Source organism: Streptomyces sp. TG1A-60 (genome assembly GCF_037201975.1).
In the GTDB taxonomy this organism is placed as follows: domain Bacteria; phylum Actinomycetota; class Actinomycetes; order Streptomycetales; family Streptomycetaceae; genus Streptomyces.
Genome location: NZ_CP147520.1, coordinates 3,362,106 through 3,388,167 on the forward strand (window position 1 = coordinate 3,362,106; position 26,062 = coordinate 3,388,167).

At 70.1% G+C, this 26,062-nt stretch carries 29 protein-coding genes and 3 pseudogenes; 18 read left to right on the forward strand and 14 right to left on the reverse strand.

Annotated features, from left to right (window positions below):
- Nucleotides 1–30 precede the first annotated feature (30 nt).
- From WBG99_RS14135 to WBG99_RS14150, 4 genes and pseudogenes are all read right to left on the reverse strand, one after another.
- Nucleotides 31–585, reverse strand: a complete 555-nt coding sequence (locus tag WBG99_RS14135; RefSeq protein ID WP_338896655.1) for a flavoprotein — start codon at nt 583–585, stop codon at nt 31–33.
- A gap of 208 nt (nt 586–793) precedes the next feature.
- Nucleotides 794–1,363, reverse strand: a pseudogene (locus WBG99_RS14140) (WbqC family protein); the annotation flags it as partial.
- Nucleotides 1,336–2,025: a YdcF family protein gene (locus WBG99_RS14145; protein ID WP_338896656.1), complete on the reverse strand. Its 690-nt coding sequence runs from the start codon at nt 2,023–2,025 to the stop codon at nt 1,336–1,338. The pseudogene WBG99_RS14140 and the gene WBG99_RS14145, both read right to left, overlap by 28 nt.
- A complete protein-coding gene (locus tag WBG99_RS14150; RefSeq protein WP_338896657.1) occupies nt 2,022–3,065 on the reverse strand; it encodes a hypothetical protein in 1,044 nt (347 codons plus the stop codon). Before WBG99_RS14150 ends, WBG99_RS14145 begins: the two co-directional genes overlap by 4 nt.
- A gap of 119 nt (nt 3,066–3,184) precedes the next feature.
- Between WBG99_RS14150 and WBG99_RS14155 the strand changes: the two genes are divergently transcribed.
- The 9 genes from WBG99_RS14155 to WBG99_RS14195 all read left to right on the forward strand — a co-directional run bounded on the left by WBG99_RS14155 (nt 3,185) and on the right by WBG99_RS14195 (nt 9,470).
- A complete protein-coding gene (locus tag WBG99_RS14155) occupies nt 3,185–3,601 on the forward strand; it encodes a hypothetical protein (RefSeq protein WP_338896658.1) in 417 nt (138 codons plus the stop codon).
- The gene (locus WBG99_RS14160) at nt 3,601–4,014 is read left to right on the forward strand and encodes a hypothetical protein (RefSeq protein ID WP_338896659.1); all 414 of its coding nucleotides are present in this window, start codon (nt 3,601–3,603) and stop codon (nt 4,012–4,014) included. The genes WBG99_RS14155 and WBG99_RS14160 overlap by 1 nt, the downstream gene beginning before the upstream one ends.
- Nucleotides 4,011–4,247, forward strand: a complete 237-nt coding sequence (locus WBG99_RS14165) for a hypothetical protein (RefSeq protein ID WP_338677384.1) — start codon at nt 4,011–4,013, stop codon at nt 4,245–4,247. The genes WBG99_RS14160 and WBG99_RS14165 overlap by 4 nt, the downstream gene beginning before the upstream one ends.
- Entirely contained in the window at nt 4,235–4,375 is a 141-nt protein-coding gene (locus WBG99_RS14170) for a hypothetical protein (protein ID WP_338677385.1), read from the forward strand. The genes WBG99_RS14165 and WBG99_RS14170 overlap by 13 nt, the downstream gene beginning before the upstream one ends.
- A gap of 103 nt (nt 4,376–4,478) precedes the next feature.
- A complete protein-coding gene (locus WBG99_RS14175; RefSeq protein ID WP_338896660.1) occupies nt 4,479–5,834 on the forward strand; it encodes a radical SAM protein in 1,356 nt (451 codons plus the stop codon).
- A gap of 134 nt (nt 5,835–5,968) precedes the next feature.
- Nucleotides 5,969–6,769 (forward strand): aminoglycoside phosphotransferase, encoded by an 801-nt coding sequence (locus WBG99_RS14180; protein WP_338900339.1) that lies wholly within the window; start codon nt 5,969–5,971, stop codon nt 6,767–6,769.
- Nucleotides 6,770–7,429: 660 nt separating this feature from the next.
- Nucleotides 7,430–7,972, forward strand: coding sequence for a sigma-70 family RNA polymerase sigma factor (locus WBG99_RS14185; protein ID WP_338896661.1), 543 nt, complete (start codon nt 7,430–7,432; stop codon nt 7,970–7,972).
- Entirely contained in the window at nt 7,969–9,045 is a 1,077-nt protein-coding gene (locus WBG99_RS14190) for a hypothetical protein (protein WP_338896662.1), read from the forward strand. The genes WBG99_RS14185 and WBG99_RS14190 overlap by 4 nt, the downstream gene beginning before the upstream one ends.
- Nucleotides 9,046–9,143: 98 nt before the next feature.
- On the forward strand, nt 9,144–9,470 hold the full coding sequence (locus WBG99_RS14195) for a hypothetical protein (protein ID WP_338896663.1): 327 nt from the start codon (nt 9,144–9,146) through the stop codon (nt 9,468–9,470).
- Between the two features lie 103 nt (nt 9,471–9,573).
- On the opposite strand, the gene WBG99_RS14200 is transcribed toward WBG99_RS14195, so the two are convergent.
- The 4 genes and pseudogenes from WBG99_RS14200 to WBG99_RS14215 all read right to left on the reverse strand — a co-directional run bounded on the left by WBG99_RS14200 (nt 9,574) and on the right by WBG99_RS14215 (nt 12,274).
- Nucleotides 9,574–10,281 (reverse strand): hypothetical protein, encoded by a 708-nt coding sequence (locus WBG99_RS14200; protein WP_338896665.1) that lies wholly within the window; start codon nt 10,279–10,281, stop codon nt 9,574–9,576.
- A gap of 256 nt (nt 10,282–10,537) precedes the next feature.
- Nucleotides 10,538–10,798 (reverse strand): hypothetical protein, encoded by a 261-nt coding sequence (locus WBG99_RS14205; RefSeq protein WP_338900594.1) that lies wholly within the window; start codon nt 10,796–10,798, stop codon nt 10,538–10,540.
- Nucleotides 10,783–11,460, reverse strand: a pseudogene (locus tag WBG99_RS14210) (hypothetical protein); the annotation flags it as partial. The pseudogene WBG99_RS14210 and the gene WBG99_RS14205, both read right to left, overlap by 16 nt.
- A gap of 241 nt (nt 11,461–11,701) precedes the next feature.
- Nucleotides 11,702–12,274: a hypothetical protein gene (locus WBG99_RS14215; RefSeq protein WP_338896666.1), complete on the reverse strand. Its 573-nt coding sequence runs from the start codon at nt 12,272–12,274 to the stop codon at nt 11,702–11,704.
- Between the two features lie 419 nt (nt 12,275–12,693).
- Here WBG99_RS14215 and WBG99_RS14220 point away from each other — a divergent pair, with 419 nt between their 5' ends.
- Nucleotides 12,694–13,449, forward strand: coding sequence for a phage Gp37/Gp68 family protein (locus tag WBG99_RS14220; protein WP_338896667.1), 756 nt, complete (start codon nt 12,694–12,696; stop codon nt 13,447–13,449).
- A gap of 99 nt (nt 13,450–13,548) precedes the next feature.
- A complete protein-coding gene (locus WBG99_RS14225) occupies nt 13,549–14,676 on the forward strand; it encodes a three-Cys-motif partner protein TcmP (protein WP_338896668.1) in 1,128 nt (375 codons plus the stop codon).
- Between the two features lie 304 nt (nt 14,677–14,980).
- Here WBG99_RS14225 and WBG99_RS14230 read toward each other — a convergent pair whose 3' ends face one another.
- The 3 genes and pseudogenes from WBG99_RS14230 to WBG99_RS14240 all read right to left on the reverse strand — a co-directional run.
- Nucleotides 14,981–15,355 (reverse strand): CrcB family protein, encoded by a 375-nt coding sequence (locus tag WBG99_RS14230; protein WP_338896669.1) that lies wholly within the window; start codon nt 15,353–15,355, stop codon nt 14,981–14,983.
- Complete coding sequence (gene crcB / locus WBG99_RS14235; protein ID WP_338896670.1) at nt 15,352–15,909, reverse strand: fluoride efflux transporter CrcB; 558 nt, start codon at nt 15,907–15,909, stop codon at nt 15,352–15,354. The genes WBG99_RS14230 and crcB overlap by 4 nt, the downstream gene beginning before the upstream one ends.
- Before the next feature lie 199 nt (nt 15,910–16,108).
- Nucleotides 16,109–16,321, reverse strand: a pseudogene (locus WBG99_RS14240) (flavoprotein); the annotation flags it as partial.
- A gap of 97 nt (nt 16,322–16,418) precedes the next feature.
- Here WBG99_RS14240 and WBG99_RS14245 point away from each other — a divergent pair.
- The 6 genes from WBG99_RS14245 to WBG99_RS14270 all read left to right on the forward strand — a co-directional run bounded on the left by WBG99_RS14245 (nt 16,419) and on the right by WBG99_RS14270 (nt 21,454).
- Nucleotides 16,419–17,621, forward strand: a complete 1,203-nt coding sequence (locus WBG99_RS14245; RefSeq protein WP_338896671.1) for a pyridoxal phosphate-dependent aminotransferase — start codon at nt 16,419–16,421, stop codon at nt 17,619–17,621.
- Nucleotides 17,622–17,634: 13 nt separating this feature from the next.
- A complete protein-coding gene (locus tag WBG99_RS14250; protein WP_338896672.1) occupies nt 17,635–17,874 on the forward strand; it encodes a hypothetical protein in 240 nt (79 codons plus the stop codon).
- A 169-nt stretch (nt 17,875–18,043) separates the two neighbouring features.
- Nucleotides 18,044–18,439 carry a helix-turn-helix transcriptional regulator gene (locus WBG99_RS14255; protein WP_338896673.1) on the forward strand — a complete coding sequence of 132 codons (396 nt, stop codon included), beginning with the start codon at nt 18,044–18,046 and terminating at the stop codon, nt 18,437–18,439.
- Nucleotides 18,440–18,603: 164 nt separating this feature from the next.
- Nucleotides 18,604–19,392, forward strand: a complete 789-nt coding sequence (gene modA / locus WBG99_RS14260; protein ID WP_338896674.1) for a molybdate ABC transporter substrate-binding protein — start codon at nt 18,604–18,606, stop codon at nt 19,390–19,392.
- Nucleotides 19,393–19,499: 107 nt separating this feature from the next.
- On the forward strand, nt 19,500–20,282 hold the full coding sequence (gene modB, locus WBG99_RS14265; RefSeq protein ID WP_338900340.1) for a molybdate ABC transporter permease subunit: 783 nt from the start codon (nt 19,500–19,502) through the stop codon (nt 20,280–20,282).
- Nucleotides 20,279–21,454 carry an ABC transporter ATP-binding protein gene (locus tag WBG99_RS14270; protein ID WP_338896675.1) on the forward strand — a complete coding sequence of 392 codons (1,176 nt, stop codon included), beginning with the start codon at nt 20,279–20,281 and terminating at the stop codon, nt 21,452–21,454. Before modB ends, WBG99_RS14270 begins: the two co-directional genes overlap by 4 nt.
- 154 nt (nt 21,455–21,608) lie before the next feature.
- Here the strand turns inward: WBG99_RS14270 and WBG99_RS14275 are convergent, their stop codons facing one another.
- Complete coding sequence (locus WBG99_RS14275) at nt 21,609–22,115, reverse strand: ATP-binding protein (protein WP_338896676.1); 507 nt, start codon at nt 22,113–22,115, stop codon at nt 21,609–21,611.
- 471 nt (nt 22,116–22,586) lie between these two features.
- Here WBG99_RS14275 and WBG99_RS14280 point away from each other — a divergent pair, with 471 nt between their 5' ends.
- On the forward strand, nt 22,587–23,393 hold the full coding sequence (locus WBG99_RS14280) for a transglutaminase domain-containing protein (protein WP_338896677.1): 807 nt from the start codon (nt 22,587–22,589) through the stop codon (nt 23,391–23,393).
- A 222-nt stretch (nt 23,394–23,615) separates the two neighbouring features.
- Here the strand turns inward: WBG99_RS14280 and WBG99_RS14285 are convergent, their stop codons facing one another.
- Entirely contained in the window at nt 23,616–25,094 is a 1,479-nt protein-coding gene (locus tag WBG99_RS14285; RefSeq protein WP_338900341.1) for a HAMP domain-containing sensor histidine kinase, read from the reverse strand.
- Between the two features lie 75 nt (nt 25,095–25,169).
- Nucleotides 25,170–25,922, reverse strand: a complete 753-nt coding sequence (locus WBG99_RS14290; protein ID WP_338896678.1) for a response regulator transcription factor — start codon at nt 25,920–25,922, stop codon at nt 25,170–25,172.
- Between the last annotated feature and the right edge of the window lie 140 nt (nt 25,923–26,062).

Here is a 26,062-nt window from a genome sequence, read left to right on the forward strand (position 1 = left end):
TCACAGCCTCAGTCGGCACGGCGGCGCTGATCACGGCCGCGCGGACGCCTTGGGAGTGAGCAGCTCCAGCGCTTCCTCCCAGCGGTAGCGGTCTGCCCCGCCGCCGGCCTTTGGCCTGTGCGGCTCGTACGAACCGATCAGGACGCCCATCTCGCGCAACCGCTCCAGACTCTGCCGGTACGCGGGATGGGCGGCCTGGGCTGAGTTCACGTACGGCAGGACGGCAGTGGGGATGCCCATGCCGTACGCCTCGCACAGGATGCCCAGGGCCAGAGTGTCGGATATCCCTGCCGCCCACTTATTGACGGTATTGAAGGTGGCCGGGGCCACCGCGATGGCGTCGGCGGGTGGCAGCGGGCGAGGATCGTCGGGTGAGCGCCAGGCCGATCGGATCGGGTAGCCGGTCTGGGCCTCGACCGCCTCCGTGTCGATGAAACCCAGCCCCTGCGGGGTGGCCACCACGCCGACGTCCCAGTTCGCCTCTTGAGCAGCCGTGATCAGCTTGCCGACGTCGCCGGCGACACCGGCCGCGCAGACGACGACGTACAGGAACGGCTTTTTGCCCGGCGCCTGCGGTTCGGTCACGTGAAGCCCCCAGAAGCAGTTGGTCTCGTTGGGCCGCCAGCTTGGCGGCCAGGACTTCCGGTCCGATCTGGCTCAGCGCCCACAGACTGCTGATCCCTCGGGACCACCGCCAGAGTGGGTCTTCCGTCTCCACAGGAGTGTGGAAAGCCAGCACCGGGATGCCGTGGGCATCGAACGGAGCCGGGTCGAGGTAGCGCCAGCCACCCGTGCCGCAGAGATAGTGGGTACTGCTCGTGGCCACGGCCAGTTCTGCGAGCCGTTCTGATCGGCCTTCCCGAGTCGGGATCGTGCTGCTGTCCAGTACTTCGCCGCTCCAGCCAAGTGCGGTGAGCAGCGTGATCGTCGACGCCCTGGCGATGCCGGAGACGCGGTCGGTGGTCTCGAACTGATCGAGAACCGCGTCCAGGACCCCACGCACCGCTGGCCAGTGGCGGCTGCGGCCGTAGTACTGGCGAATCAGCAGGCTGACGGTGCGGCGGGAGCGGCTGGGGTCGGCGAGCCGCGCCCGGCTGATCAGTGTCGTGCGCCCATCGGGCAGGTGCGTGGGGAGCGTGAGCCACTGCTGCCTGGCGGGGCTGTCCAGGGCCGCGAGCCGAGCCCGGTGCTGATAGTCGCGCCGGGCGAACTGGACGTCGTCGAGGACGATCCACCGGGCCGGCGGCGTACAGCTTCGCCAGAGTGGACAGCCGCGGGAACAGGTTCGGTTGGTGGATCGCGCACACCCCGCCCGGCGAACCAGCGTGGGACAGGTCAGGTGCCGATGAGGCGGCTGTCGAATCCGTCGCGCAGAAGGCGCTCGTAAGCGTCATACACATCCCCCGGTACGTCCTGCTCGACGGCGAAGCCGAGCTTCGGGTACTCGATCACCCGTTGCAGGTCGCCGACGAGCATGTCGACGACCAGCTTCTCGTCGCCGATGGACTTGATGTAGTCGTCCAACTCCAGCGGCTCGGAAGCGCACACGACCTCAGCCTCGGGCCACAGCTTGCGGGAGGTCGCATACGAGCGGCGTTCCATGTACGGCTTGGAGATGAGCAGCAGCGACTCGACCGCGATGCCGGCCTCGGCCAGCATCTCGCGGGAGAAGGTGACGTTCTGGCCAGTGTTGGCCGCCTTGGGCTCGACCAGGATCGCCTCGTCCGGCACCCCGAGGCTCAGGGCGTGCTCGCGGTAATGGACGGCCTCACCGCGTGGGAAGCGGGCCCGGGTGGTGGGGCTGTTGCCCCCGCTGAACACCACGACCGGGAAGAGGCCGGCGCGGTAGAGGCCTGCGGCCGTGGTGGCCACCCCAAGGTCGTGGCTGCCCAGGCCGATCGCCGCCGAGCAGGGACGCTGCTCGTGGCCCATCTGGTGGTAGTTCCAGATCAGCGTCGCGTCGTGGAACTGCTCGTCGGTGATCTGGCGTTGCTCGTGCTCCGGCACTGGCACTCCCTGGCTCATCCCTGCTGGCCCTTTCGGATGCCCTCGATACTGTGCAGCTGGTGGCTCAACCCGTACTGGCGGGCCACCTGTGCCGCCTGATCGAGGACGGACAGCCCATCATTCCGGGTCGCCGCATCCGACAGAAGGATGTGCCCGTATGCGGTGTCCAACCGCACCCGCTGCATCGGGGAGTCGACCGTGCCGGTGGTGCGCGCGATGTCGATGTAGTGCAGGGCCTGCTTCAGGTCGCCGACGCCTCGGTGGGCCAGGGCCAGCTTCTGGTGGGCAACAGACCAGTCCTCCGGCTCGCCCAGGTCCTCGAAGGAGCGAGTGGCCTCCACCATGACGCCGGTGGCGTACCCGTTGTTGCCCTCCTTGCTCAGTGCCGTACCGACCCAGAGCCGGGCCCTGGCACGGTCGCGAGGGCTCAAGCGCTCGTCCGCTGCAAGGAGTTCGTACTGCCGGGCAGAGGATTCGAGCTGGCCGGACATTTCCTGAACGACGGCGAGGGAGAGCTCGATCTGAGCCACTCGACGCGGGATATCGAGTTCGGTGAACATGCCGCGGGCGGTCATGTAGGAGTGCCGGGCGGAGAGCGGGCCGAGGATCGCGCCCTGGTCACGTTGGAGATCGCCGAGCAGCACGAGGGAACGGCCGTAGAGGTAAAGGCCCTTGTCATCCAGGTGATGGGGGTCGTGCCGGGTCAGCCAGCGGTTCAACAGTGAGGTGGCGAAGGGGAAGTTCTGGCGGCTGACGCAGATCACAGCACGCTCGATGTCCTCGGTCCAGGTCTCGTAGTCCGCCGGCCGCGCGCTCTTCCTGCCAGGGAAGATCAGCACCTCGAACCTGGCCTGAGCAGCGGAGCCCGCGCGGGCCAGTGCCGTGTCGAGGATGGCCTGGGTATCCGGGCGGGGCTGGGTGGCGGTACCGAGGCTCTCCCACTTGGCGACCGTGCGCAGTGCGACACCGAGGTGCTCTGCGAATGCGCGCGTGCTCATACGCAGCGCGGCGCGCAGGGCGCTCGCCTCCCGGCCTGTCCATTGCTGCACACTGACCACGGATGACCTCCCTCCGTCATGTATGGAAGCACTCTCGGTGACGACGTAGGGCGGGAAGTGCAACGGAAGTACAACAGCAGGTCATTTCGAGGCCGTTCACGACGGCCGACGCTGTGGGCATGGACGACGACCTCATCACCGAACGCCGCTCCGTCGCCTGCCCCCAGGTCTTCGGCTACCTGCGCCATGTCACAGGCGGCCCGGCCCGCCACGCGGCGCTCGTCGGCTGCCTCACCGAGTACTGCCGGCAGCACGAGCTGACCTTGTGCGGCGTGTTCACCGACCGCGAGGCGACGGTTGCCGTCCGCTCGCCCGCCTTCGTCGGCCTCCTGGACGCACTCGAATTGCCCGACACGTATGGCGCCGTGGTCCCTTCCCTCAGCCACCTCGGCCCAAGGCGCGTCGTATCCGAGCGGCAGCGGCAGATAACAGCAACAGACACCCGTCTGATCGTGGTTCGCCCCATCAGGCCGCCGACGGAACGTGCGCCTCTGTTCGGCGTGAGCTCGGGCCTCCAGCACCAAGGGGATACGTGATGTCCGTCCGTGAAGCGCTGCGCAGCGCACCCATGGTCAACGACGTGCCCGGACTCCGCCTCCTCCGAGTCGGCGAAGGCTGGGACCTCGTACGCACCCCCGCAGCGGTCGGTTTCCTGGCCCTGGCCCACCTGCGGGCCACAGGCACGGCAATCGGCCCGGTGCTCTACGACGGGCCCAACGAACGCCTCTACTACGCCATCGACACCGGCACCGCAGGGAGTTGGGGCGACCTGCCGGTCCGGCATCTCACCACCAACTCGTGGCTCGTCGCGCCCAGCCTGCCGTTGATCGACGACTGGTTCGGCGGCTGGTGCGAACTGCCCGACGACGAGACCCTCACCAACGCGCACGCCCTGCGTACCGCACTCCAGCACCCGTACGTCGCCACGGCTCTGGAGACGGTTCGATGACCAGCCGCGCGATTATCTGCCACAAGAAGTGGACACTCCAGCCCGACCGGGAACCCGACGCCGAGCCCACCACGTACGCGATGCAGTGCGCGGTCTGCGGCGAAACCTCACCGCCGGGCACCGACTTCGCCGAACCGCAGAGCTGGGTGTTCACGCATGGTGGCCGCAATCCCTCACACCATACGTACCGGGAGATCATCACCCGGCCATGGAGGGCCTGGTGGAAGCCGTGAACCACCGTGTCACCGCCCAGGTCACCCGGGCCGCCCGCTACGCCGGACCACTGCTGATCGTGCTCGTGTCCGCCTCGTGCGGCTTCGTGATCGGCGTGGCCGCCTTGACCGCACGGATCACGCCCTGACCCGCGCTTGGAGAAGGGATCCACCGGCCGAGCGGGCAGCCAACCTGATCGCCGCCCACCACCAGGCCGGACCAACCCCTCGCACCCACCTCGTGGAGGTCCCATGATCGAGACGAACACCAGCGCCAAGAGGCCGAGGCGGAAAGCAGCTCCGCAGCTCGTGGCCAGCCCGTTTCTCGCCCAGTACCTCCTCGTCCAGCCCGGCCGGGCGGCCGGCGTGCGCATCCCGGAGGTCCGCTACGAGGAGCTGTGGGCCGCGGGCGCGGAAGGCCGATCCGTCCCGGACTGGCTGGCCGACGCGGCGCGGGAAGCGTGGGGGACCGAGTTGCCCGCGTCGCCGGTCGGCGATGTCGTCCTCGTCCGCGAGCGGTCCCGGTACGGGTACGGCAAGGCATCATGGGAGATCAACCTCGGCTGTGACTACGACTGCGAGTTCTGCTATCTCGGGGAGAAGCGGTTCGAGGGCCTGGACTGGGCCGGTAAGCAGGCGCTGCTGCAGACGCTGAGGGACGCCGGTGTCTTGTGGTTGCAGATCACCGGCGGTGAGGCGCTGATCGACCGCGAGTTCGGCGCGGCGTACGAGTACGCCCACCAGCTCGGGATGATGGTCCAGGTCTCGTCCAACGGCTCCTCGCTGCGGAAGCAGCCGATCCGGGACCTGTTCGCCCGCCACCGGCCGTACCGACTGACCCTGAGCGTCTACGGAGCCACCGCCGAGACGTACGACAAGGTGACGCGGAACCGCGGGGCGTTCGGCCGGTTCCTGATGGGCCTGGACGCCGCCCGCGAGGACAGGTTGCCGGTCCGCCTGAACGTGATCGTCTCGGACGGCAACGCGCACGAGACAGACGCGATGGTGTGCCTCGCGAAGTCGTACGGCTTCCCGCATCAGGTCTTCACGAACATGTCGCCCACGATCGACGGCGAGGCGAACCCCCTGGCGACGCAGGCACTGGGGCATCTCAAGGCCCGGAGCATCTTCACCGGCTGCAACGCCGGCCACACGTTCTTCCACGTCAACCCGCACGGCATCGCGTCGATCTGCAAGGTCGGCCGCGACCCAAGTGTGAACCTCATCACTGAGGGCGTCGAAGCCCTCCCCGACTCGGCGCGGTCGCCGAGTCCCTACAGCTCCGCACCGGTGGATGCTCCAGCTGCACGAAGGTCGGCACGTGCCGCACGTGCCGACCGCTGGCCAGGCTCTACCAGGAGGCGGGGGACCGACGAGAGCTCTACTGCCAACATGGAGGTTACGGATCATGACTCCGCCCACCGCACTCCTGACCCCGCCTCGCGAACCGGTCATGCTCACCATCGGCCGACGTCCGGCGGACAACCCGACCAGCGCCCTGCCGGTGCCGCTGATCGCCGCGTCGATCAAGGACGACGAGTTCCAGATCATCGCCGACCTGGACGAGGCTGCCGAGGGCGCCGAGTGCAGCTGCTCTGCTGGGGATGACCAGCCGTACTAGATCCATCACGGGCGGCGCCCGTGCCGCCCGCTCGTTCCACCCCCTCAGTGCCGCCCCGGCCTTACCCTGGCCGGGGCGGCATTCCCCGTACCCGAGCACCCTTGAGGAACCGCGCGTGTCCATGTCCCGCATCCCCTTCGAACAGCTACCCGCCGACGTCCGCCGAGCCATCGCCGACAAGAGCGGCGCCGTCCATCAGGCAGCCACCGCGCCGGCCGGCATGAACTCCGGCGTCGCCTCCGTCCTAGAGACCGAAAGCGGCAGGGTCTTCGTGAAGGGCATCCCGACCGACCACCCCCAGGTCGGTGCGCAGCGCCGCGAGGCGGCGATTTCCCCGCATCTTCCGGCGTCCTGCCCACGCCTGTACTGGCATCTGGAGCTCGATGGCTGGAGCCTTCTTGGCTACGAGGTGGTCGACGGCCGCCACGCCGACTACGCGCCCGGCTCACCCGACCTGCCGCTCGTGGAAGCCGCCCTCACCGAACTACAAGCCGTCACGGCCCCGGCCGACATCGAAATCAAGGACGCTGTCGACCGGTGGGCGGACTACGCCCCGCCGGGGACGTTGCAGTACTTCAGCGGTGACATCCTCCTGCACACCGACTTCGCCAGGGATAACGTACTGATCGTCGGCAAACAGGCCCGGCTCGTCGATTGGGCGTGGCCGACGCGAGGTGCAGCATGGATCGACCCAGGCGCCCTGACACTGAGACTCATGGACTCCGGCCACCCGGTGGCGGAGGCGGTCGCCTTCGCGGGCCGCTTCCCGTCATGGCGGGACGCCGAACCGGAAGCCCTCGCGGCGTTCGGCGCGGCCACCGCGGCACTGTGGCAAGAGATCGCCGAGGAAGACGAGATCCCGTGGAAGCGGCGGATGGCAGAGCGGGCGGCGACACTCGCGTATGTCCTTGCCAAGGGGTAGGTAGCACAGCACCGCCCGGAAGGTGTCCAGCTGTCGCCCGAGGCCGGGTAGGACTACGCCTCCACGACTACCGGCTCCAGCCTGTGGTGGCCAATCAGCCCAAGCCGCCTTGTCGTCCTCAGTTCGGACCTTCAAGGCGTCAAGGTCGTTGGGTGCGGCTCCTTTGGCGGGACACCATGACCTGGGAGTTCGTCAGTTTGATCACTCGCGCCGTCATCGGCTGCCGAGGCGTCCTCGCAGGTGACCGGGATCATGGGCGCGGAGATCACGACTGGGAGAGCCGCAGGTCGGATCGTGCGGCTCCCAGAAGCCCGGAACGATCAGCTAGCAATTGTGAAGCAGCAGGTACGGAAGGGTGTGTTGGTCCCTCCAGAGGAGCCGCACCCGAGCCAGTTTGATACCTCCTGGTGGCGGAACTGGTACGCCGTGCCGGAGATCCGCAGCAGGTCGGCCCCGTAGGCCCAGTGGAGAAAGGTGCCGAGCCGCCAGGGCAGTCGGCCAAGGGAACAGCAGAGGAAGACCGACCTGGCGACGGATCTGGTCCGGAACAGCGGGAGAAGCACGGCGAACGAGCGAACGAGACTGTAATGCGCGGGCGCTACCGGACACAGACGAGGTGGAGGACGCTTGTGGCCGGTAGAGGGTGGGGTGGGTGGGAGCGTGGACGAAGGCGAATGGGACACCTTCGAAGTGGTCTACCGGGCCGCCTACAGACCCGTGCTGCGGTTCCTCAGACGGAGGCTGCCCTCAGGCGACGCCGAGGATGCTGCTGCCGAGGTGTTCACCGTGGCCTGGCGCCGCTGGGGAGACAGGCATGGGCCACCGTTGCCATGGCTCTACGGAATCGCCCGAAAGGTCGCTGCGAACCACCGACGTGCCATCGGTCGGTTCGAGGCGCTGGGGAAACGTCTGGAGATTTCGACGACCGAAGGTACGGAGGCATCGGCCGAGGACGCCGCCCTCGATCGCCTCGGCGCGGCGAGCGCTCTGGCCAGGTTGTCGGCGACCGACCGTGAGGTTCTGCTGTTGGTGTCGTGGGACGGTCTTGATGTGGGTGACGCCGCCAAGGTCATGGGGCGCAGCCGTGCGACGTTCGCCGTCCAACTGCACCGTGCCCGAGTGCGTTTGGAGCGTGTGCTGGCCCACGCGGGCCCGGCGTCGGTGCGGAAGCAGCCTTTGACATCGGAGGGGAGAAGCAGATGAGCCGAGACGTGGAGGCAGTGAGGGCGCTGCTGCCTCGAGACGACGACCCCGCCAGCGACCAAGCGGACGGTGCGGGCCTGACCGAGAGGGCGGAGCGGGAACTCGCCCTGCTCCGAAGCTCAGCCGCCCGGCAGCGCTCCGTACGGGCACGGCGCGGCCCGGGACGCAGGAGTGTGCTGGGCGCCGCGGCGGTCCTGGCAGGCGCATCGGTTGTCGTACTGAACGGTGGGCTGCCGTGGCCGGGGGAAGGGGGCGGAGCGTCGGCGGTGGCGGTCACACCTCCGGTGCTCTTCTTGTCGCCCGTGCCGGAGACTCCCGAGAAGTATCTCCGGGACATGGCCAAGCGGGTGGAGGTTCTGCCCGAAGAGCACTCCGGCGGAAGCTATCAGTACTCCAAGACATGGGGCTGGTGGCTGAATACGGCAGGTGATGTACCAGGTGGGGTCGCCAATGCGGCGGTGCCGACCGTGACCGAGTCCTGGGTCGACAGGCAAGGCGGCGGACGGAAGCTCAGCACATACGGGGATCCGATCTTCCCCAACCCGGACCAGGAGAGAGAGGCGCGGGAAGCCGGGCTCGTATCGGGGAAGAAGATCGACGACGCCGAATACGGGCCTGGCCAGTTCCCTGGTGGATCCCCCTGGCAGGAGATCGAGCCCTTCGCGCAGAACCCTGATGGGTTGTCGCGGCAGCTTGAGACGGTGAACTGGGAAGGAGGGCTGATCATTTCCGGAGTATCGGACATGCTCACCTACGCGTCGCGATCCGGCCCCATAGCTCCGGGGCTTCGGGCAGCGGCCCTGAGAGTACTGGCGGACGCTCCGGGCCTGCGGGTCTCGACCACCACCACCTGGAAAGGAAGCAAGGTGGTGGCGGTGACTCAGGAAGAGGTCTGGAAGGGCAGCACCATGCGGACTTCCGTTTTCTTCGATCCCACAACCGGTTACCCGATGGGAAGCGAGGAGGCCCTTTTCGGTAGTCCGCTCAGCCTGAACGTCCGGGTGCCGGCCACACTGGCAGTGACCGAGACATTGAAGCGCCGGACAGTATCCACCACGGACGAAAGGTCCTGAGAATGCCCGAGAGGAAACGCGCTCGTCCATCCGTCTTGGACACCCTCTCCCTTCCGGGACCTCATCCGGCCGATCAAGAGCACCCTGCGGAACGGCTGATGGGAGACGTCAGGCGCGGCGTCGAACAGCGCCGGTATCTGCGCGGGATGATCTTTCCGGAAATCGCCGTCGTGGAGAGGTTGTACGGTCTGTCGGAGAACGAGGTTCGGGCGGCAATCAGGCGACTCAGAGACGAGGAATTGCTGCAACTGCACGACGACTACCAGGAGACCTACTTCATCGATGTCGGTCATGGAACCCCGAGTCGGGAATCGACGGACGCCGGACTCGCCGCCCAGGTGGCCGATTTGACCGCGAGACTGCAGGAGCTCAGCAGCCGTGTTCAAACTCTGGAGTCCATGGTTCTGGGCCGTGACGACGGGTGATCACCGGCGTGTGCGAGCCGACTGGCACCGCACACGCCGGGGAGGAGCTTCAGCAAGCGACGTGGAGCGCTTGCCCCCCATGGCTCGGCTGTCAGGCCGCGCCCTACCTGCGGCAGGCCGTGAAGCTGCTGAACTTGTTGTCGTGGAATGAGTCCAGCTGTGAGATCTTGGTGTACGGAGGCACTCGGAGTGCATTGCCTGTGAACCAGTCGTGGTACAAGGTTAGATTCATTCCCCAGAAGTCGATGTTTTTCGTCGTGTTGACGACTCCTGTGGTCTTGTTGTTGAACCCGTAATCCGCGAAGTTGATGCCGGAAGAGCAATGGGCGTGGTTCCACTGAACTCGACGGCCTTCGAATCCCGCGTACTGGTAGAAGCAATACCAGCGGTTGTCGTTCGCGCCGGCTGGGCACCCGTTCCAGTTTGCCGCCTCTGCCTGCACATCTTCCACTTCGGCCTCGGATACGCCGTCGAGTGCGAGAGCAGCCTCGGTGGGCGCCGGGGCGGCTGCTTCTCCAGGGAGAGGCAGCGCCATGATCACTTCGCCGTCGTTCCAGGAGATTTCATTCGCACTGACCTGCGCCGCCCCATTGTTGGTCTCGGCGATGGTTGCGTCGATTTCTGCTTGGAGAGTCAGGCGCTCGTCGGTCGTCAGGCTCTGGACTTCGCCGCGGCTGTCTTCTGCTGCGACGGCCGGCAGTGACGGTATGCCTTCGGCGGCGGCTGTCGGAGCGCCCATGGCCAGTGACGAGGCGACCAAAGCTGCCCCACCAGCGAAAGATGCCGCCGAAAAGCGGATGGATCTACCCACCGTTCCGTTCCCTTCCGGTCGTTGACAGACGCACCGTACGGGTACGTGAGTGACTTCTGGGAGATTCTGTGCAGAATCCTTGAAAAGTGAGAAAGGGGACTCCGCCGGTAGGTGTTATTCCACTTCGGCAGCGGCCCCTTCGGCTGCCGGTCGACGAAGAGCGCCACTCGGGGTCGTCGAGATCGGCGTGGAGCACCGGGACCCAGTTCATGAACCCGAGGGTGGCATCAAGGCGTTGCAGGATGCCGACCGTCCGTTACTCCAGCGGGCCGGGGTGGGCGAGGGTCTCCGTTCGGACGGGAAGCCGTAGCGAGACGGGGAGTTCCTGCTGCATGGCTGGGCGCGCGCCGGACGGGAAGACCGTGCGGAGCATGGGGTGCCGGGCCATGAGGACGTCGACGGCCCGTTGGAACAGGCCCGGGTCCAGGCCGCCGTGGATACGGAAGCGGGCCAGCGTCGAAGAACCGCCCCCGCGGCCCCACCTCGGGACACGGGCACGTCCAGCACCCGCGCCCACACCGCCCGCACGGCCTCGCGGGCCTCCCGCAGTGAACGGGGAACGCGCCACCGTCTCCCGCCCTCGGCCTTGCCCCCGTCCTCCGCAGCGGGGTCGACCGCAGCCGACGTGCCGACCACCCCCGACATGCCGGCCGCCTCCCCCGTGCCGGTGGTGGATCAACGCCCCTCCACCGCCGCGCACTTCCCGGCCTCGAACCTCTCCCGCAGCACCCCCCGCCGCAGCTTCCCGCTGGTCGTCCGCGTGAACGTCCCCGGCGGCAACGGCAGCACCCGTACGTCGTCGTGCCCGAGGACCTCCCGCCGCCGGCCGGCGGCGGCGCGGAGCACCGGCGCCGCGGCGGACCGTTCGGGCCGGGCCCACCGCACGAACGCGACGACCCGCTCGCCCTCGCCGTCCGGATCGGTGGACCCCACGACGGCCACGGCGCCCGGCGGCAGCCCCGGCGTCACGGCGACCGTCTCCTCCAGGTCGGACGCGTGGAACGTACGGCCGTTGACGAACACGACGTCCTTGTGGCGCCCGGTGACGCACAACCGCCCGCCCCGCAGGAACCCCAGGTCGCCCGTGCGCAGCCAGCCGTCGGCCCCGAACGCCGCCGCGCTCGCCTCGGGCGCCCGGTGGTACCCGCGCCCCAGCTGCGGCCCCCGCACCTCCACATGCTGGTCGGGGGTCTCCCGCGCCGCGACGAGCAACACGTCCAGCAGAGTCGAGTCCGCCCCGCCGTCCACACCTTCATTCGATCTCTCCACCGTGCGGACCCTGCAAGCCGCTTCCGTCCGGTGGCAGGCGGAGGAAGTGGTGGCGGAGCCGGTGGTGGCAGACCACGAATCGCCGGCCTCCCGCACCCGGAGGTGCGGGAGGCCGTGGCGGCCGTACGGGAGGGGGTGGTGCCCCCGCCGCCTACGTCCAGCTGTGGGCCACGTCCACCACGAGCCGGTCGGAGAGCTGAAGCACCCGGAACGGCAGCCGGGCGCGGACGCCGACGCCGATCTGGGTCTCGCCCTCGAAGCTGCCGGCGAAGCGGGTGTCACGGAAGGTGCGGTAGCCGGTGAGGTTCACACCGGGCAGCGGTCCGGCCACGTCGCCCGGGTAGACAACCCCGCCCGTCTCGGGGTCGTAGCTCGGCGCGGCGACCCGTATCTCCAGGACGGCCCCGCCCTTCACGGGTATGGGGTCGCCGGAGCCGACCTGGTGGAGCCGGTCGACGTACTGGACGTAGTAGCCGACGTGGGCGCCGCCGTCTGGCACGTCGAACACGATGCGGTCGAAGCAGTCGTGCCGTCCCGTCCTGATGTCCGACAGGGGCGCGGCTCCGCTGTCGGGGCTTCCCTTGACGAGGCTGCCCCAGCCCGTCGGGCAGGCCGCCGCGGTACGCGCGGCACCGCCGGGCGCGGCACTCGCGGTGGCCGCCGCCGTCCCGATCGCGGTGCCCGCGAGCGCGAGCGTCAGAACCACTGCTCCGATTCGTCGCATGCCGTCCCCCTTGTTCCCACAACGCTGCGGTAGCGCTGATATCGGGTGAGACGACCGGCTATGGCGGAAGGTTGTACTCCCCCCCCCACGGAAGCGTCCCGGTATCGGAACAGCAGGGAAAGGGAGCAGGGAAGGGGGAAGATGGGCACCGTCGACGAGCGCCTGAGCCAGCTACACCTACGAGGCGTGCAGTCGCTACCGAGGCTTCCGATCCGGGTAGCGAGCACAATCGCAGGCCGACGTTGGAACGGCACCCATCGGCTTGCGATCCCAACACCCCCTTCACAGAACACCTGTTCGACGTGAAGGATGGGGGCGATCGCGTGTCAGTTCGGCACGTCGCTCGTTAGGCAGCGCAGTCGAAGCGCCGGGTGGGAAAGCGCTGATGACCAGTGTCCACCCACTACGGGAGGGGACCCATGGGCGATCGCAGCACAATCGAGTGGACCGAGGCGACCTGGAATCCCACCACAGGATGCGACCGGATCTCCCCCGGGTGTGACAACTGCTACGCCTTGACGTTATCCAGGCGTCTCAAGGCCATGGGCGTTGCCAAGTACCAGGCTGACGGGGATCCCAGGACATCCGGCCCGGGCTTCGGCCTCACCCCTCACCCTGACGCACTGGCCATTCCCCGCCAGTGGAGGGCCCCACGGATGGTCTTCGTCAACTCCATGAGCGACCTCTTCCACGCCAAGGTCCCCCTGGACTTCGTCCGGCAGGTCTTCCAGGTGATCGCCGAGACTCCCCAGCACACCTACCAGCTACTGACCAAGAGAGCCCGCAGGCTGCGACGTGTGGCCGGCGAACTCGACTGGCCCTCCAACCTGTGGATGGGCGTCTCCGTCGAAGATGCAGAGCACCTGGATCGTGTCGACGACCTTCGACAAGTTCCCGCAGCCGTGCGCTTCCTGTCCTGCGAGCCGCTGCTCGGTCCACTTACCGGTCTGCACCTGGGCGGCATCGGCTGGGTTATTGCCGGCGGGGAGTCCGGGCCCCACCATCGGCCCGTGGAGGAGGAGTGGCTGGTGGACATCCGCGACGCCTGCAACGACGCCGGAGTGCCCTTCTTCTTCAAGCAATGGGGTGGCCGCAGCCCGAAGTCAGGGGGCCGCGAACTCGATGGAGCGACCTGGGATGAGATGCCACCCAGACTGCCTGTCGCAGCCCATTAACGGCCAAAGCCCAACAGACGCCGTACGCACTCTGGTGACATATGGCAACGGTGTGTGACCCTCTCCCCAGCGGGACCGACGGGAGCAGGGGGACCGATCGTGGCCGTACCGAAGGATGCCGTGTGGGAACGCGATCCGCATACGGCGGCCAAACATGACTTATTGAAGCGGTATTTGGAAGCCTGGGCGCCGATTCTGCTGTCACGGCTCGACGTGATCAGTTACGCCGAAGGCTTCGCGGGTGCCGGCGTCTACAAGCAGGGCGAGCCCGGCTCCCCGGTCATCGCTTACGAAGTCTTCGCCGAGGCTCTGAACAGGTTCCCGAAACGTATGCGCGTGATCCTCATGGAGGAGGACGCCCGGCGCGTCAAAGAGTTACAGCACCAGATAGAGCTCGCCCGCTCCCGGCAAACGGACGACATCACCAGACGAATAGCGGTCGACATACGTCACGGAGATTTCCACCCGGCTCTCCTGCAGAGGCTGCGGAGCATCGGCGCATTGGGGAAGCCTCTCTTCGTCCTGTTGGACAGCTTCGGCGGACCCGACATCCCCTTCTCGCTCCTCCAGGAGCTGGGGCGCCATCCCAGCACCGAAGTGATGGTGACCTTCGAACCCAGCTTCCTCACCCGGTTTGCCGAGAAGCACGACGGCCACCGCCAGCTCGGCGACGAAGCCTTCGGCAGCCAGGAGTGGCAAGGCGTCTTCCAGCAGTCTCCCTCACGCAAGTTCACCTTCCTGCGCGAGCAGTACCGGAACACGCTGCGCCAGGCAGGCTTCACGCACACGCTGTACTTCGAGATGGTCGACGAGGGCGGCAGGATGCTCTACCTGATTTTCGGCACCCAGCACGAACTGGGGCTGGAGAAGATGAAGGACGCCATGTGGAAGGTGGACCCTTCGTATGGCGTCCGCTACCGCGACCCCAGGGACACCCAACAGCAGATGCTTGATCTCGTATTCGAACCGGATACGGCTCCGCTGCGACGGATCCTGCACGACTTCATCTCCGAAACGCCCGGCGGGCGAACCATCCCCGAGCTCAAGCGATACGCCCTCTTGGAAACCGTCTACCGGCCCGCCCAAGTGATCGAGGCCATCCGGCAGCTGCGTGAGGCGGGCGCCGTGACGACGGAACCTCGTGCCATCAACGCCAAGACGCGAGTGAGCCTGGCGACGACACCGCCCACTACCCGTCCGTCAGCCGAGCAAGGCGCCCTCTGGTGAGAGGCCGCGAGGGCACATCCAGGGCACATGAGCCTGGGAAACGGCGTTGACCCGTGAGAACTACCGAGAGGAGTTTTCCCAGGTCAACGCACATCTCCCTGCGAAACCGCAGGTCAGCCCCCTCCCGTCACCAATCGCTGCACGAGTGGCAGGACTTCAGCCATCGGCTGCACGAGGCGGGGCATCAGCCGTACTGCTTGGTGTGGCCGTGACCCGGGGCGTGGTCTGAGTCTCACACGGATCGGGCGGGGTCTTCGGGCCCCGCCTTCGTCGTGTGAACGCGGGGTCAGGGGTAGCGGTTCGTTCAGGTGAGCGTCGCGTGGGCCAGGGCGGTGCCGAGGAAGGCGGCGGTCAGGCCGGCGACGACGCTCGCGATCGCGTTGGTGGCGGCGAGGAGTCCGGCGCCGGTCTCGGTCAGGCGCATTGTCTCGAAGGAGAAGGTCGAGTAGGTACTGAGCGTCGCGCACAGACCGAGGCCGATGAGGTGCTGGACGGCCGCGGGCACGGTCGTCGCGGTGGTGGCGCCCGTGAGGAAGCCGAGCAGGACGCAGGCGGCGACGTTCACGGTGAAGGTGCCCCAGGGGAAGACGGTGTAGTGGCGGGCCTGGACGGCCCGGTCGGTCAGGTAGCGCAGCGGGGCGCCGACGAGGGCGCCGGCGATGACCATCAGCCAGTTCACGCGCGGCCTCCGTCGCGGGCGGGGCGGGGCGGGGCCACCAGCCGGGTGAGCGCGGCCGTGGCCCAGACCGCGAGGAGGGCGGCGGCCAGGGTGGCGGCTAGGTACAGCAGCGCGGTGCCGGCCTGTCCGTCGTCGATCAGGTGCTGGGCGTCGACGGCGTACGTGGAGAAGGTGGTGTAGCCGCCGAGGAGGCCGGTGCTGAGGAAGGGCCGCACGAGGGGGTGGGCGGTGGTCCGTTCGGTGATCAGCACCATGAGGAGGCCCATGGCGGCGCAGCCGGTGACATTGATCCAGAACGTGGTCCACGGGAACGTGCCGGGCGCGGTGGGCCACAGGAGGGTGGCGCCGTAGCGGGCGCAGGCGCCGATCACCCCGCCCGCCGCGATGGCCCCGAGGATCTCGGCCTGGCGGCGGCGTGGGCCGGGATCTCGCTGTGGGGGCCACGGGTCGACGGCGGTGTCCGGGTCGACCGGTTCGGCCTGGCGGCCGGTGGGCGGGTCGGCGGGCTCCGAGCGGTGTGCCGGGTGGTGGTCGGGCTGGTCATCGAAGTGCACGGCGTTCAGGCTCCTACCTGAGCGGTTCGGACCGCGTGCGGGCGCGCGCGGGGAAGGTCAGGTAGGGACCGTTGGCGACCGTCGGACGGTCACGGTTGGGTACGGGCAGGCCCCACTGCCGTACAGCCGTGCGAAGACGGCTGTACGGCCAAGGTTACTCGCAGCGGCGGCGGGCTCAGCAGCCGCCGGGGGCGGTCGGGGCGGCGGTCTCCTCGCCGAGGGCGGGCAGGCCGTCGGCGCCCATGGGGCTCGGGGCGGACCAGGTGCCGGAGGCGTCGATGACCGCGCGGGCGGTGAGCCGCTCCTCGCGGCCGTCGGCGGACCGGACGTGCACGGTGAAGGGCTGCCCGTCGCGGCCGGAGTCGACGATGCGGTCGCGCCCGGCGCGGGCGACACCGGTGACGGTGGCGCCGACCACCAGCCCGACCTGGGCCTCGCCCTTACCCTCCGCACGTCAGAACGCCGGCCCCACTGGCCCCGGCCCCCCTCAGGGCCGCAGCATGAGCGGCATGAGCAATGTGAGCAAGGCGAGCGCCGCACGGATCTCGCGGCGTGCCCAGGATGTCGCCCCCTTCTACGCCATGGAGTTCGCCAAGCAGGCCGCCGCGCTGGCCGCCCAGGGGCATGACGTCGTCAAACTCAGCCTCGGCGAACCGGATTTCGGCGCACCTCCGGCCGTGCGGGACGCGATGCGGGAGGCCATGGACGGGCGGCCGATGACGTACACGGCGGCGCTCGGGCTGCCGGCCCTGCGGGAGGAGATCGCCCGGTTCTACGGCGAACGGCACGGCGTCGAGGTCGACCCGGCCCGGGTCGTCGTCACGGCCGGCGCCTCGGCCGCGCTGGTGCTGGCCACCGCCGCCCTCGTGGACCCCGGCGACGAAGTCCTCATCGCCGACCCCTCCTACCCCTGCAACCGGCAGATCGTCGAGAGCTTCGGCGCCGACGTCACCCTCGTCCCCACCACCGCCGCGAGCCGCTTCCAACTGGACGCGGCGTCGGTGCGCTCGCACTGGACGGACCGGACGCGCGGTGTCATGGTCGCCACCCCCTCCAACCCGACCGGCACCTCGGTACCGGCCGACGAACTCGCCGCCCTCTGCGACCTCGCCCGTGAACGCGGCGCATGGCGCCTCGTCGACGAGATCTACCTCGACCTCGGCGACCACGACGAGCGGGGCCGGCCGCCGGCGAGCGCGCTGTCGTACGACCCGGACGCCGTCGTCATCAACAGCTTCTCGAAGTACTTCGGCATGACCGGCTGGCGACTCGGCTGGTGCGTCGTCCCCGAACCCCTCGTGCCGGCCGTCGAACGCCTCGCCCAGAACTACTTCCTCTGCGCCTCCACCCCAGCCCAGCACGCCGCCCTGGCCTGCTTCACTCCCGAGTCCCTGGCGGTCTGCGAGGCCCGCCGCGTCGAGTTCGGCGAGCGGCGGGCGCTGGTGCTCGACGGGCTGGCCCGGATCGGGCTGCCGGTCCCCGTGCCGCCCGACGGGGCCTTCTACGTCTACTTCGACGTCCGCGGGACCGGCCTCACCTCGTGGCAGTTCTGCGAACGGGCCCTGCGGGAGGCACACGTCGCCCTCACCCCCGGCCGGGACTTCGGCACACACACCGCCGAGACCCACGTCCGGCTCTCCTACGCGGCCTCGGCGGACGATCTGCGCGAGGGGATCGCCCGGCTGGGGAAGTTCATGGCCACGCTGCGGTGAGACGGTTGGGCCGGTGCGGCGAGGGCGGAGGGCTGGAAGACATACCCGCCGCCCGCAGACGCCGGGCGGCGGCTGGTACGCGGTGCTGCCCGACTGCGACGCGGCGCGGGCGGCGGCCGTGCCGGGCGCGACGGCGACGCGGATCGTGGGGCAGCGCTTCCGGGCGGCCGTGGCTCGTCGGGCGGCGGGCCGACGACGAGGTGGCCGTGACGACGACCGGCTGCGACCGATGGCGACCGGCGGTGACCGGTAGCGGCCGGTGACGGCCGGTGACGACCGTGGGGTTCTCCCCGCTGACCGCGTCCCCGCCTCACCGCGCTCGTCCGGGAGGGCGACGCCCTCGGGCTCGCTCGACCGGGCCTGCCGCCCACCCGGGCACTCCGTGACCGCCGTCTCACCCGGCGGCGCCTATCTTGGCGTTCATGCAGTCCTACACGATCGGTCAGGCCGCGCGGCTGCTCGGGGTCAGCCCCGACACCGCGCGACGATGGGCGGACGCGGGCCGGGTGGCGACCCGGCGCGACGAGAGCGGGCGCCGGCTCGTGGACGGGAGGGACCTCGCGGCCTTCTCCGTGGAGCTGGCCACGGACGTCGGCGGCGAGGACGACGTGCCGTACACGTCGGCCCGCAACGCCTTCCCCGGCATCGTCACCGCCGTGAAACTCGGTGACGTGGCCGCCCAGGTCGAGATCCAGGCGGGCCCGCACCGCCTGGTCTCGCTGCTCACCCGGGAGGCCGTGGAGGAACTGGGACTGGAGGTCGGCATGGAGGCCACGGCCCGCGTGAAGTCCACGAACGTGCACATCGACCGGACGTGACGGGCAGGGCAGGCGTGTCGGGCCCCACGGGCACGTTCACGAGACGCACATGCGGCCTCTGCTGAGTTTTTTCATGGCTCATGCAATGTGCCAGGAGACTTTTCGCTTGCACATGCGTCAAGATGATGGGTATCCGTGTCGCCCCCGCGGAGGAGGAGTAGGCCGTGCTGAACCGTCCCGCGCTACGGACCGCAGCCACCAGTGCCACCGCGCTGCTGACCCTCAGCGCCTGCTCCTCCTCCGACGACACCTCCGCCCGCTCCGGCTCGCCGAAGCTCTCCGGCACGGTCACCGTGTTCGCCGCCGCCTCACTCCAGGAGAGCTTCACGGCGCTGGGGAAGCGGTTCGAGAAGGACCATCCCGGCACGAAGGTGACGTTCAGCTTCGGCGGCAGCGACTCCCTCGCCGCCGGCATCACCGGCGGCGCCCCGGCGGACGTGTTCGCCTCCGCCAGCCCCAGGACGATGGAGATCGTGACGGACGCGGGCGACGCCTCCGGAGCGCCCGCCACCTTCGTACGCAACCGGCTGGAGATCGCGATCCTGCCGGGCAACCCCGACAGGATCGGCTCCCTGAAGGACCTCGCCCGGTCGGGGCTGAAGGTCGTGCTGTGCGACGAGGACGTGCCGTGCGGTGCCGCGGCGCGGAAGGCCCTGGACGCCGGTGGCCTCCGGCTCACCCCCGTCTCGTACGAGCAGGACGTCAAAGCGGCCCTGACGAAGGTCGGGCTGAAGGAGGCGGACGCCGCGGTCGTCTACCGGACCGATGTGCGGGCCGCCGGTGACAAGGTGGAGGGCGTGGAGTTCCCCGAGTCGGCCGGCGCCCTCAACGACTACCCGATCGCCCTCCTCAAGAACGCGCCCAACGCGTCCGCCGCCGAGGCGTTCGTCGAGCTGGTGCGTTCCGCCGAAGGTCAGCGGGTCCTGACCGGTGCCGGGTTCCTGAAGCCGTGAGCGAGGACCCCGGCGGCCAGGGCGACACCGTGACGGACGGGGCCACGAGGCCACGGCAGGAGCGGAAGCGGCGACAGGCACGGGAAGGGCGACAGGCACGGCGACGACTGCGCGGTCCCGTGCCCGTCCCCCTGCTGCTGCCCGCGCTGCTCGGGCTGGCCTTCCTCGTCCTGCCGCTGATCGCGCTGCTCCTGCGGACGCCGTGGTCGAGCCTGCCGGAGCAGCTGACCAGCCCCGAGGTGTGGGAGGCGCTGCGGCTGTCGCTGCTGTGCGCGACACTGGCCACGGCCGTGAGCCTGGTGCTCGGGGTGCCGTTGGCGTGGCTGCTGGCCCGGGTCGAGTTTCCGGGCCGTGGTCTCGTACGGGCCCTCGTCACCCTCCCCCTCGTCCTGCCCCCGGTGGTCGGGGGCGTCGCGCTGCTGATGGCGCTCGGCCGCAACGGCGTGGTGGGGCGCCTGCTGGACGACTGGTTCGGGGTCACGCTTCCCTTCACCACCACCGGGGTCGTGATCGCCGAGGCGTTCGTGGCGATGCCGTTCCTCGTCATCAGCGTCGAGGGCACGCTCCGGGCCGCCGACCCGCGCTACGAGGAGGCCGCGACCACGCTGGGGGCGTCCCGGTTCACCGCGTTCCGCCGGGTGACCCTGCCGCTGATCGCCCCCGGGGTCGCCGCCGGCGCGGTGCTCGCCTGGGCACGGGCGTTGGGCGAGTTCGGCGCGACGATCACCTTCGCCGGCAACTTCCCCGGCCGCACCCAGACCATGCCCCTGGCCGTCTACCTCGCCCTCCAGACGGACCCGGCCGCCGCGATCTCCCTCAGCCTGGTGCTGCTCGCGGTGTCGGTGGCGGTGCTGGCGGGGTTGCGGGACCGTTGGATGAGCGCGTCATGAGTGGCGCCGAAGGGCTGGACGCCCGCCTCGTCGTCCGGCGCGGGGACTTCCGGCTGGACGTCTCCCTGACCGCCGCCCCCGGTGACGTGGTCGCCCTCCTCGGCCCCAACGGCGCCGGCAAGACCACCGCGTTGCGCGCGCTGGCCGGCCTGACCCCGCTGACCGATGGTTATCTACGGCTGGACGGGGCGGCGTTGGAGCGTACGGCACCCGAGTCGCGCCCGGTCGGCGTGGTCTTCCAGGACTACCTCCTCTTCCCGCACCTCACCGCCCTCGACAACATCGCCTTCGGCCCCCGCTGCCAAGGCGCGAGCAAGGGGGCGGCCCGGACCCGGGCCGCCGAGTGGCTGGAGCGGATGGGCCTCGCCGAGTACGCCGGAACCAAGCCGCGCCGGCTCTCCGGCGGCCAGGCCCAGCGCGTCGCCCTCGCCCGCGCCCTCGCCACCCGCCCCCGCCTGCTCCTCCTCGACGAACCCCTCGCCGCCCTGGACGCCCGCACCCGCCTCGACGTGCGGGCCCAGCTCCGGCGCCACCTCGCCGACTTCGAGGCCGTCGCCGTACTCGTCACCCACGACCCGCTGGACGCCATGGTCCTGGCCGACCGACTCGTCGTCGTCGAAGACGGCCGGGTGGTCCAGGAGGGCACCCCCGGCGACATCGCCCGCCACCCCCGCACGGACTACATCGCCCACCTCGTCGGCCTGAACCTGTACCGGGGGCAGGCTGAGGGGCATGTCGTACGGCTCGACGCGGAGGGCACGAGGGACGGCAAGGGTGCGGGCGTGGACGGCAGAGGTGCCGACGGGGGCGGCAAGGGTACGGACGGGGACGGCGACGGCGCCGAAACGGACGGCAACGGCACGGACGCAGGAGCCACGGGCCCGGTGATCACGACCACCGAGGATCTCACCGGCCCCGTCTTCGTCGCCTTCCCGCCGAGCGCCGTCACCCTTCACCGCGACCGCCCCACCGGCTCCAGCGCCCGCAACCTCTGGCGGTGCGAGGTGGCCGGCCTGGAGGTCCACGGCGACCAGATCCGCGCCGACCTCAAGGGCGGACTCCCCCTCACCGCCGACCTCACGACGGTGGCCGCCGCCGAACTCGGGCTGCACCCGGGCACCCCGGTCTGGGCGACGGTGAAGGCGACTCAGACCCACGCGTACCCGGCGTGAGAGGCCGAAGGCGACCGCCGCCCGCTCACCACTCGGCGGCCGGTGCCTCCGTCAACCGGAACACGGCCGCCGGATCCGGCAGCCTCCGCAACGCGCCGACGACCTGCTCGCCCGCGAACTCCCTCTGCTCGGCGGTCACGAAGGTGCCGGACCGTCATCTCGCCATCGACGCGCTCGGCGCCGCCAGATCGAACCACACCGCCTTGCCGTCGGGGTGGACCAGGCCGCCGCCGTCGGGGAGGGCGGCGGCGGTTCCCCAGTGTCCCTCGGTGAGGGCGTCCACGAGGTAGAGGCCACGGCCGCCCTCCTCCCAGCCGTCGGAGGTCAACTCCCTTATGACGGGCGGGTTCTCGTCACCGTCGTAGACGATCACCCTGACCCGCCAGGCCTCCACCGCCAGCCACAGAACCGATCCTCCCCCCTTGGCGTGCACACAGGCGTTCGTGACCAGCTCGGAGGTGCACAGGGCCGCCGCGTCGACGAGGGCGTCGTGGCCGAGGGCGCGCAGGACGGTGGCGACGAAGTCGCGGGCGATGCACGGGGAGGTGTCGAGCGGCGGGCAGAAGAGGGTGTACGTCGTCGCCGCGGGCGAGAGCCAGGGGGTGGGGTTCGGCACCGGGGCGGAGGTTGGGACGGCGAAGTCATGGGCAGTTTCGGTCATGGATGATCAACTCCATTGCGACGAGAAGGGATTGCTCATTCCCTACCGCGTCGGTGGCTCCTCCTCGGGTGTCGACGGCCCGGGGTGTGCTTTCAACTGGCGGTACGCAGGGGTGGATGACGAACGACTGCGAACGACTACGGAGGACTGCGGACGGCGTACGGAACGGACTGCGGACGAACTGCCGGGCGAAGTACAGGCGAGATGCGCATGAGTAATCAGTTGAGCACTCTCCGTGAGCGCAGGAATGACCGTAGTCGGCGTGTTCGCGCCGCCGCAATGGGGTCGGTGGAAGTACTACGAAAGCGCGTCGTCGGACGCCCGACACCCTCGGCCCCGCCCTCACGCTGCGTGGCCCCTGGCCCGTCCACCACACCGTGTGATGATGGGCTGCGAACGCCCCCGGGGATGAGCTGGGCTCGCACGGGGATCGGGAACCAGCAGGGGTACGGGTACGGGACGGGGACTGTCATGACCAGTCGGTTGCTCATGTCGTACGGCGCGCGGCCCGGACGGGCCGCCGCACCGGTCCGGGAACCGGCCCACGTGGCCGGGTCCACGCGGGCCACGGCGATCCTGGACCATGACGACCCGCTGGTCCGGGCGCTCGCGTCCCGGGTGCTGGGCGAGGCGACGCCGCGTGAGGCACTGCGAAGCGCGCACCGGATCATCGCGCGGGACGTACGGCCGGTGTACTCGGTCGAGGACCGCCGGCGCGTGTCGCGGACCCTGTGGCTCGGGCGCGGCTCGTGCAGCCAGCGGATGGCGGCGCTGGAGGCGGTCGCCCGAGCCGTACGCGTACGGACGCGAGTGCGCGGGCTGCTCGTGGACGGGACCTTCTGGTATCCGCGCTTCCCCCGGCTGAAGCCGCTCGTGCCGGAGCAGGTGCTGCTGGCGTGGCCGGAGTTCAGGCTCAGCGGCGCGTGGGTGCCGATCGGCGAACTCTTCGGCACCCCCGCCACCCCAACGACCACCGCTTCCGCCACCACCGGCTTCGCCAACCAGGGCGGCGAGACCCTCTTCGAGGCGGTCGCCCGCACCGGTGTCCGTTGGGACACGTGCGGCGCGGCACGCGGCACGGCCTGCGACCTCTCCGCCCGGATCGTCGCCGACCTCGGTCACTTCGACGACCGCGACGCCCTCTTCGCACGCCACGGCCAGACCCTGTGCTGGACGGCCCGCACCCTGGCCGAGCCGGTACTCGGCCGCTGGAGCGCGGGGGCGACCACGAGCGCCGCCACCGCTGTGCCTGGGTCATCCGACGGTACGGCGGACTGACACGGTCCGAGTCCTGGCGGCGACGCCGGACTCCCACCCCCTGCGAACCCCGCGACGAGCCGTATCGCGGCCCGGTCTTCCACGACGAGGCATGGCACTGGGTGATGCTCGCGATCGATCCAGTCACGTCCTACGCGGCGGAGCACCCGGAACCGGCGGGCCCCCGGACGCGTGGACGGCCCTCGGCCGACCCCCCCGCCGCCCACGGCGAGGCCCTCTCCCTCACCCCTCGGTCCCCCGCACCGTGAACCCGGTGACCAGACCTCCGCCTTCGCGCCGGAACGCGAACGGCGCCCCGCCGTGGGCCGCCGCCACCGCCCGTACGATCGACAGCCCCAGCCCGGAGCCGGGCAGACTGCGGGCGTCCGGGGCCCGGTAGAAGCGGTCGAAGATGCGTTCCAGGTCGCAGTCGGGGACGCCGGGGCCCCGGTCGAGCACCTCCACGCGGACGATGTCCGGGGTGTCGTCGCCCGGTTCGTCGAGGCCGCGGGGTTCGCCGATGTCACCGGGACCGCCCGGCTCCCCCAGGTCGCCCAGATCGCCGGTGCGGCCCGCCGAGCCCCGTGCGACCACGACCTCGATCGGCTCGGTGCCGTCGCGGTCGAACTTCGCCGCGTTCTCGACGAGGTTGGAGATCGCCCGCTGGAGGGCCCCGGGCCGCCCCCGCACGGTCGTGTCACCGGCGACCCGTACGACGACCTCGCGCCCGGTGCGCCGGCGGACGGTCGCCGTGACGTCCTCCGCGAGGTCGGCGAGCTCCACGCGCCGGACAGGCTCGGTGCTCGACTGACCGGCGGCGAGGTCGACCAACTCGTTGACGAGGTCGGTCAGTTCGAGGGCCTCCTGGGCGAGGTCGTCGACGAGTTCCTCGCGCATACGGGGCGGGAGTTCGTCGATGCGCCGGAGCAGCGAGATGTTCGTACGCAGGGATGTGAGAGGCGTGCGCAGTTCGTGCCCGGCGTCCTGGACGAGCCGCCGCTGGTCCTCCTCCGACTGGGCCAGGCGGACCAGCATGCGGTCGAAGGAGCGCCCGAGCCGCCCCACCTCGTCCCGGCCCGCGACGGGCACCTGGATGCCCAGATGCCCGGTCCGGGCCACGTCCTCCGCCGCCCCCGCCAACTGCACGAGCCGCCGGGTGTGCCGCCACGCCAGCCACCACCCGACCAGCCCGGCCGAGATGACGACGCCCGACACGAACAGCAGGGTCCTCTGCTGTAGTTCCCGCAGCAGATCCTCGGTGTCGCTGAACTCCTGCGCGACCTGCACGGCACCCCGGCCGCCGCCGAGCGCGACCGTCACCACCCGGTAGCGGTCGTCGCCGACCTCGACCTCACCGTGCTCGACCAGCACACCGGCCGGGGCCGCGTCGGCCGTACGCCGGTCCGCGTCGCGTACGGGCAGGCCGGGGGCGCCCTCGTCGAGGATCTCCCCGTGCGGGCCGAGCACCTGGACGTCCGTACGGCCGGAGCGGATCAGGTCGTCGCGCGGGCCGCCGCTGTCGCTCGGGGCGAAGTCCTCCGGGGTCAGCGGGTCCTGCTCGACCAGTTCCCGCAGGTCACGCACGACCTCCGCGAACACCGTCTGCTCGTCGACCCGCACCAGCCGTGCCGCCGCGCTGTAGCTGAGGATCCCGACGAGGACGGTGACGACGCACGCCACCGCCACGAACGACACGGTGAAGGTCGCCCGCAGCGAGGGCATCGGCCGCAGCCGGGCGAGCAGTCGGGGCAGCGTCCGGACGGACCTGACGGAACGGGACGGCACCGCGCGCCGCCCTCAGTCTTCCCGCAACGCGTACCCCACACCCCGCACGGTGTGGATCAGCGCCGCCGCTCCGGGCTCGTCGAGCTTGCGGCGCAGGTAACCGACGTAGACGGCGAGGTTCTTGGAGCCGGGGCCGAAGTCGTAGCCCCAGATCCGGTCGTAGATGGTGGCGTGGTCGAGGACGATGCCGACGTTGCGGACGAGCAGTTCGAGGAGGTCGAACTCGGTCCGGGTCAGCTCCAGTTCCCGCGCCCCGCGCCAGGCCCGACGCGCCTGTACGTCCATCCGCAGTCCGGCGGCCGTGAGCAGGCCACCGGCGTCCGGCGACGAGGCGGAGGCGGGAGAGGACGCCGTCGACGGCCGGGCCGGCGCCCCGAGCCCCCCGAACGCGTCCGGGTTGCCCGTCCGCCGCAGCAGCGCGCGCAGCCGCGCGAACACCTCCTCCACGTCGAACGGCTTGACGACGTAGTCGTCCGCGCCGGCGTCGAGGCCGGCGATCCGGTCGGCGGTCTCCACGAGCGCGGTGAGCATCAGGATCGGCGTCCGGTCGCCCTCCGCGCGCAGCACCCGGCAGACCTGGAGGCCGTCTATGCCGGGCATCATCACGTCGAGCACGAGCACGTCGGGCCGGTTGCGGTGGGCCTGGGCGAGCGCCTCGACGCCGTCGGCGACCGCCGTGACCTCGTACCCCTCCAGGGTCAGCGCGCGTTCCAGGGCATGGCGGATGGCGCGGTCGTCCTCGGCGAGCAGCACGTTCTGGGGCACCCCACCAGTCTGCCAAGGCCGGGGGCGCTCACCACCTCGTCAGAAGCTCCGGGGCGCCCTTCTTACCGGCCTCTCACCACGACCCGGCGGTCGGCTTACCCCTCACGCGCACCGTGTCCGTGTGACACCCGCCCGCAAGG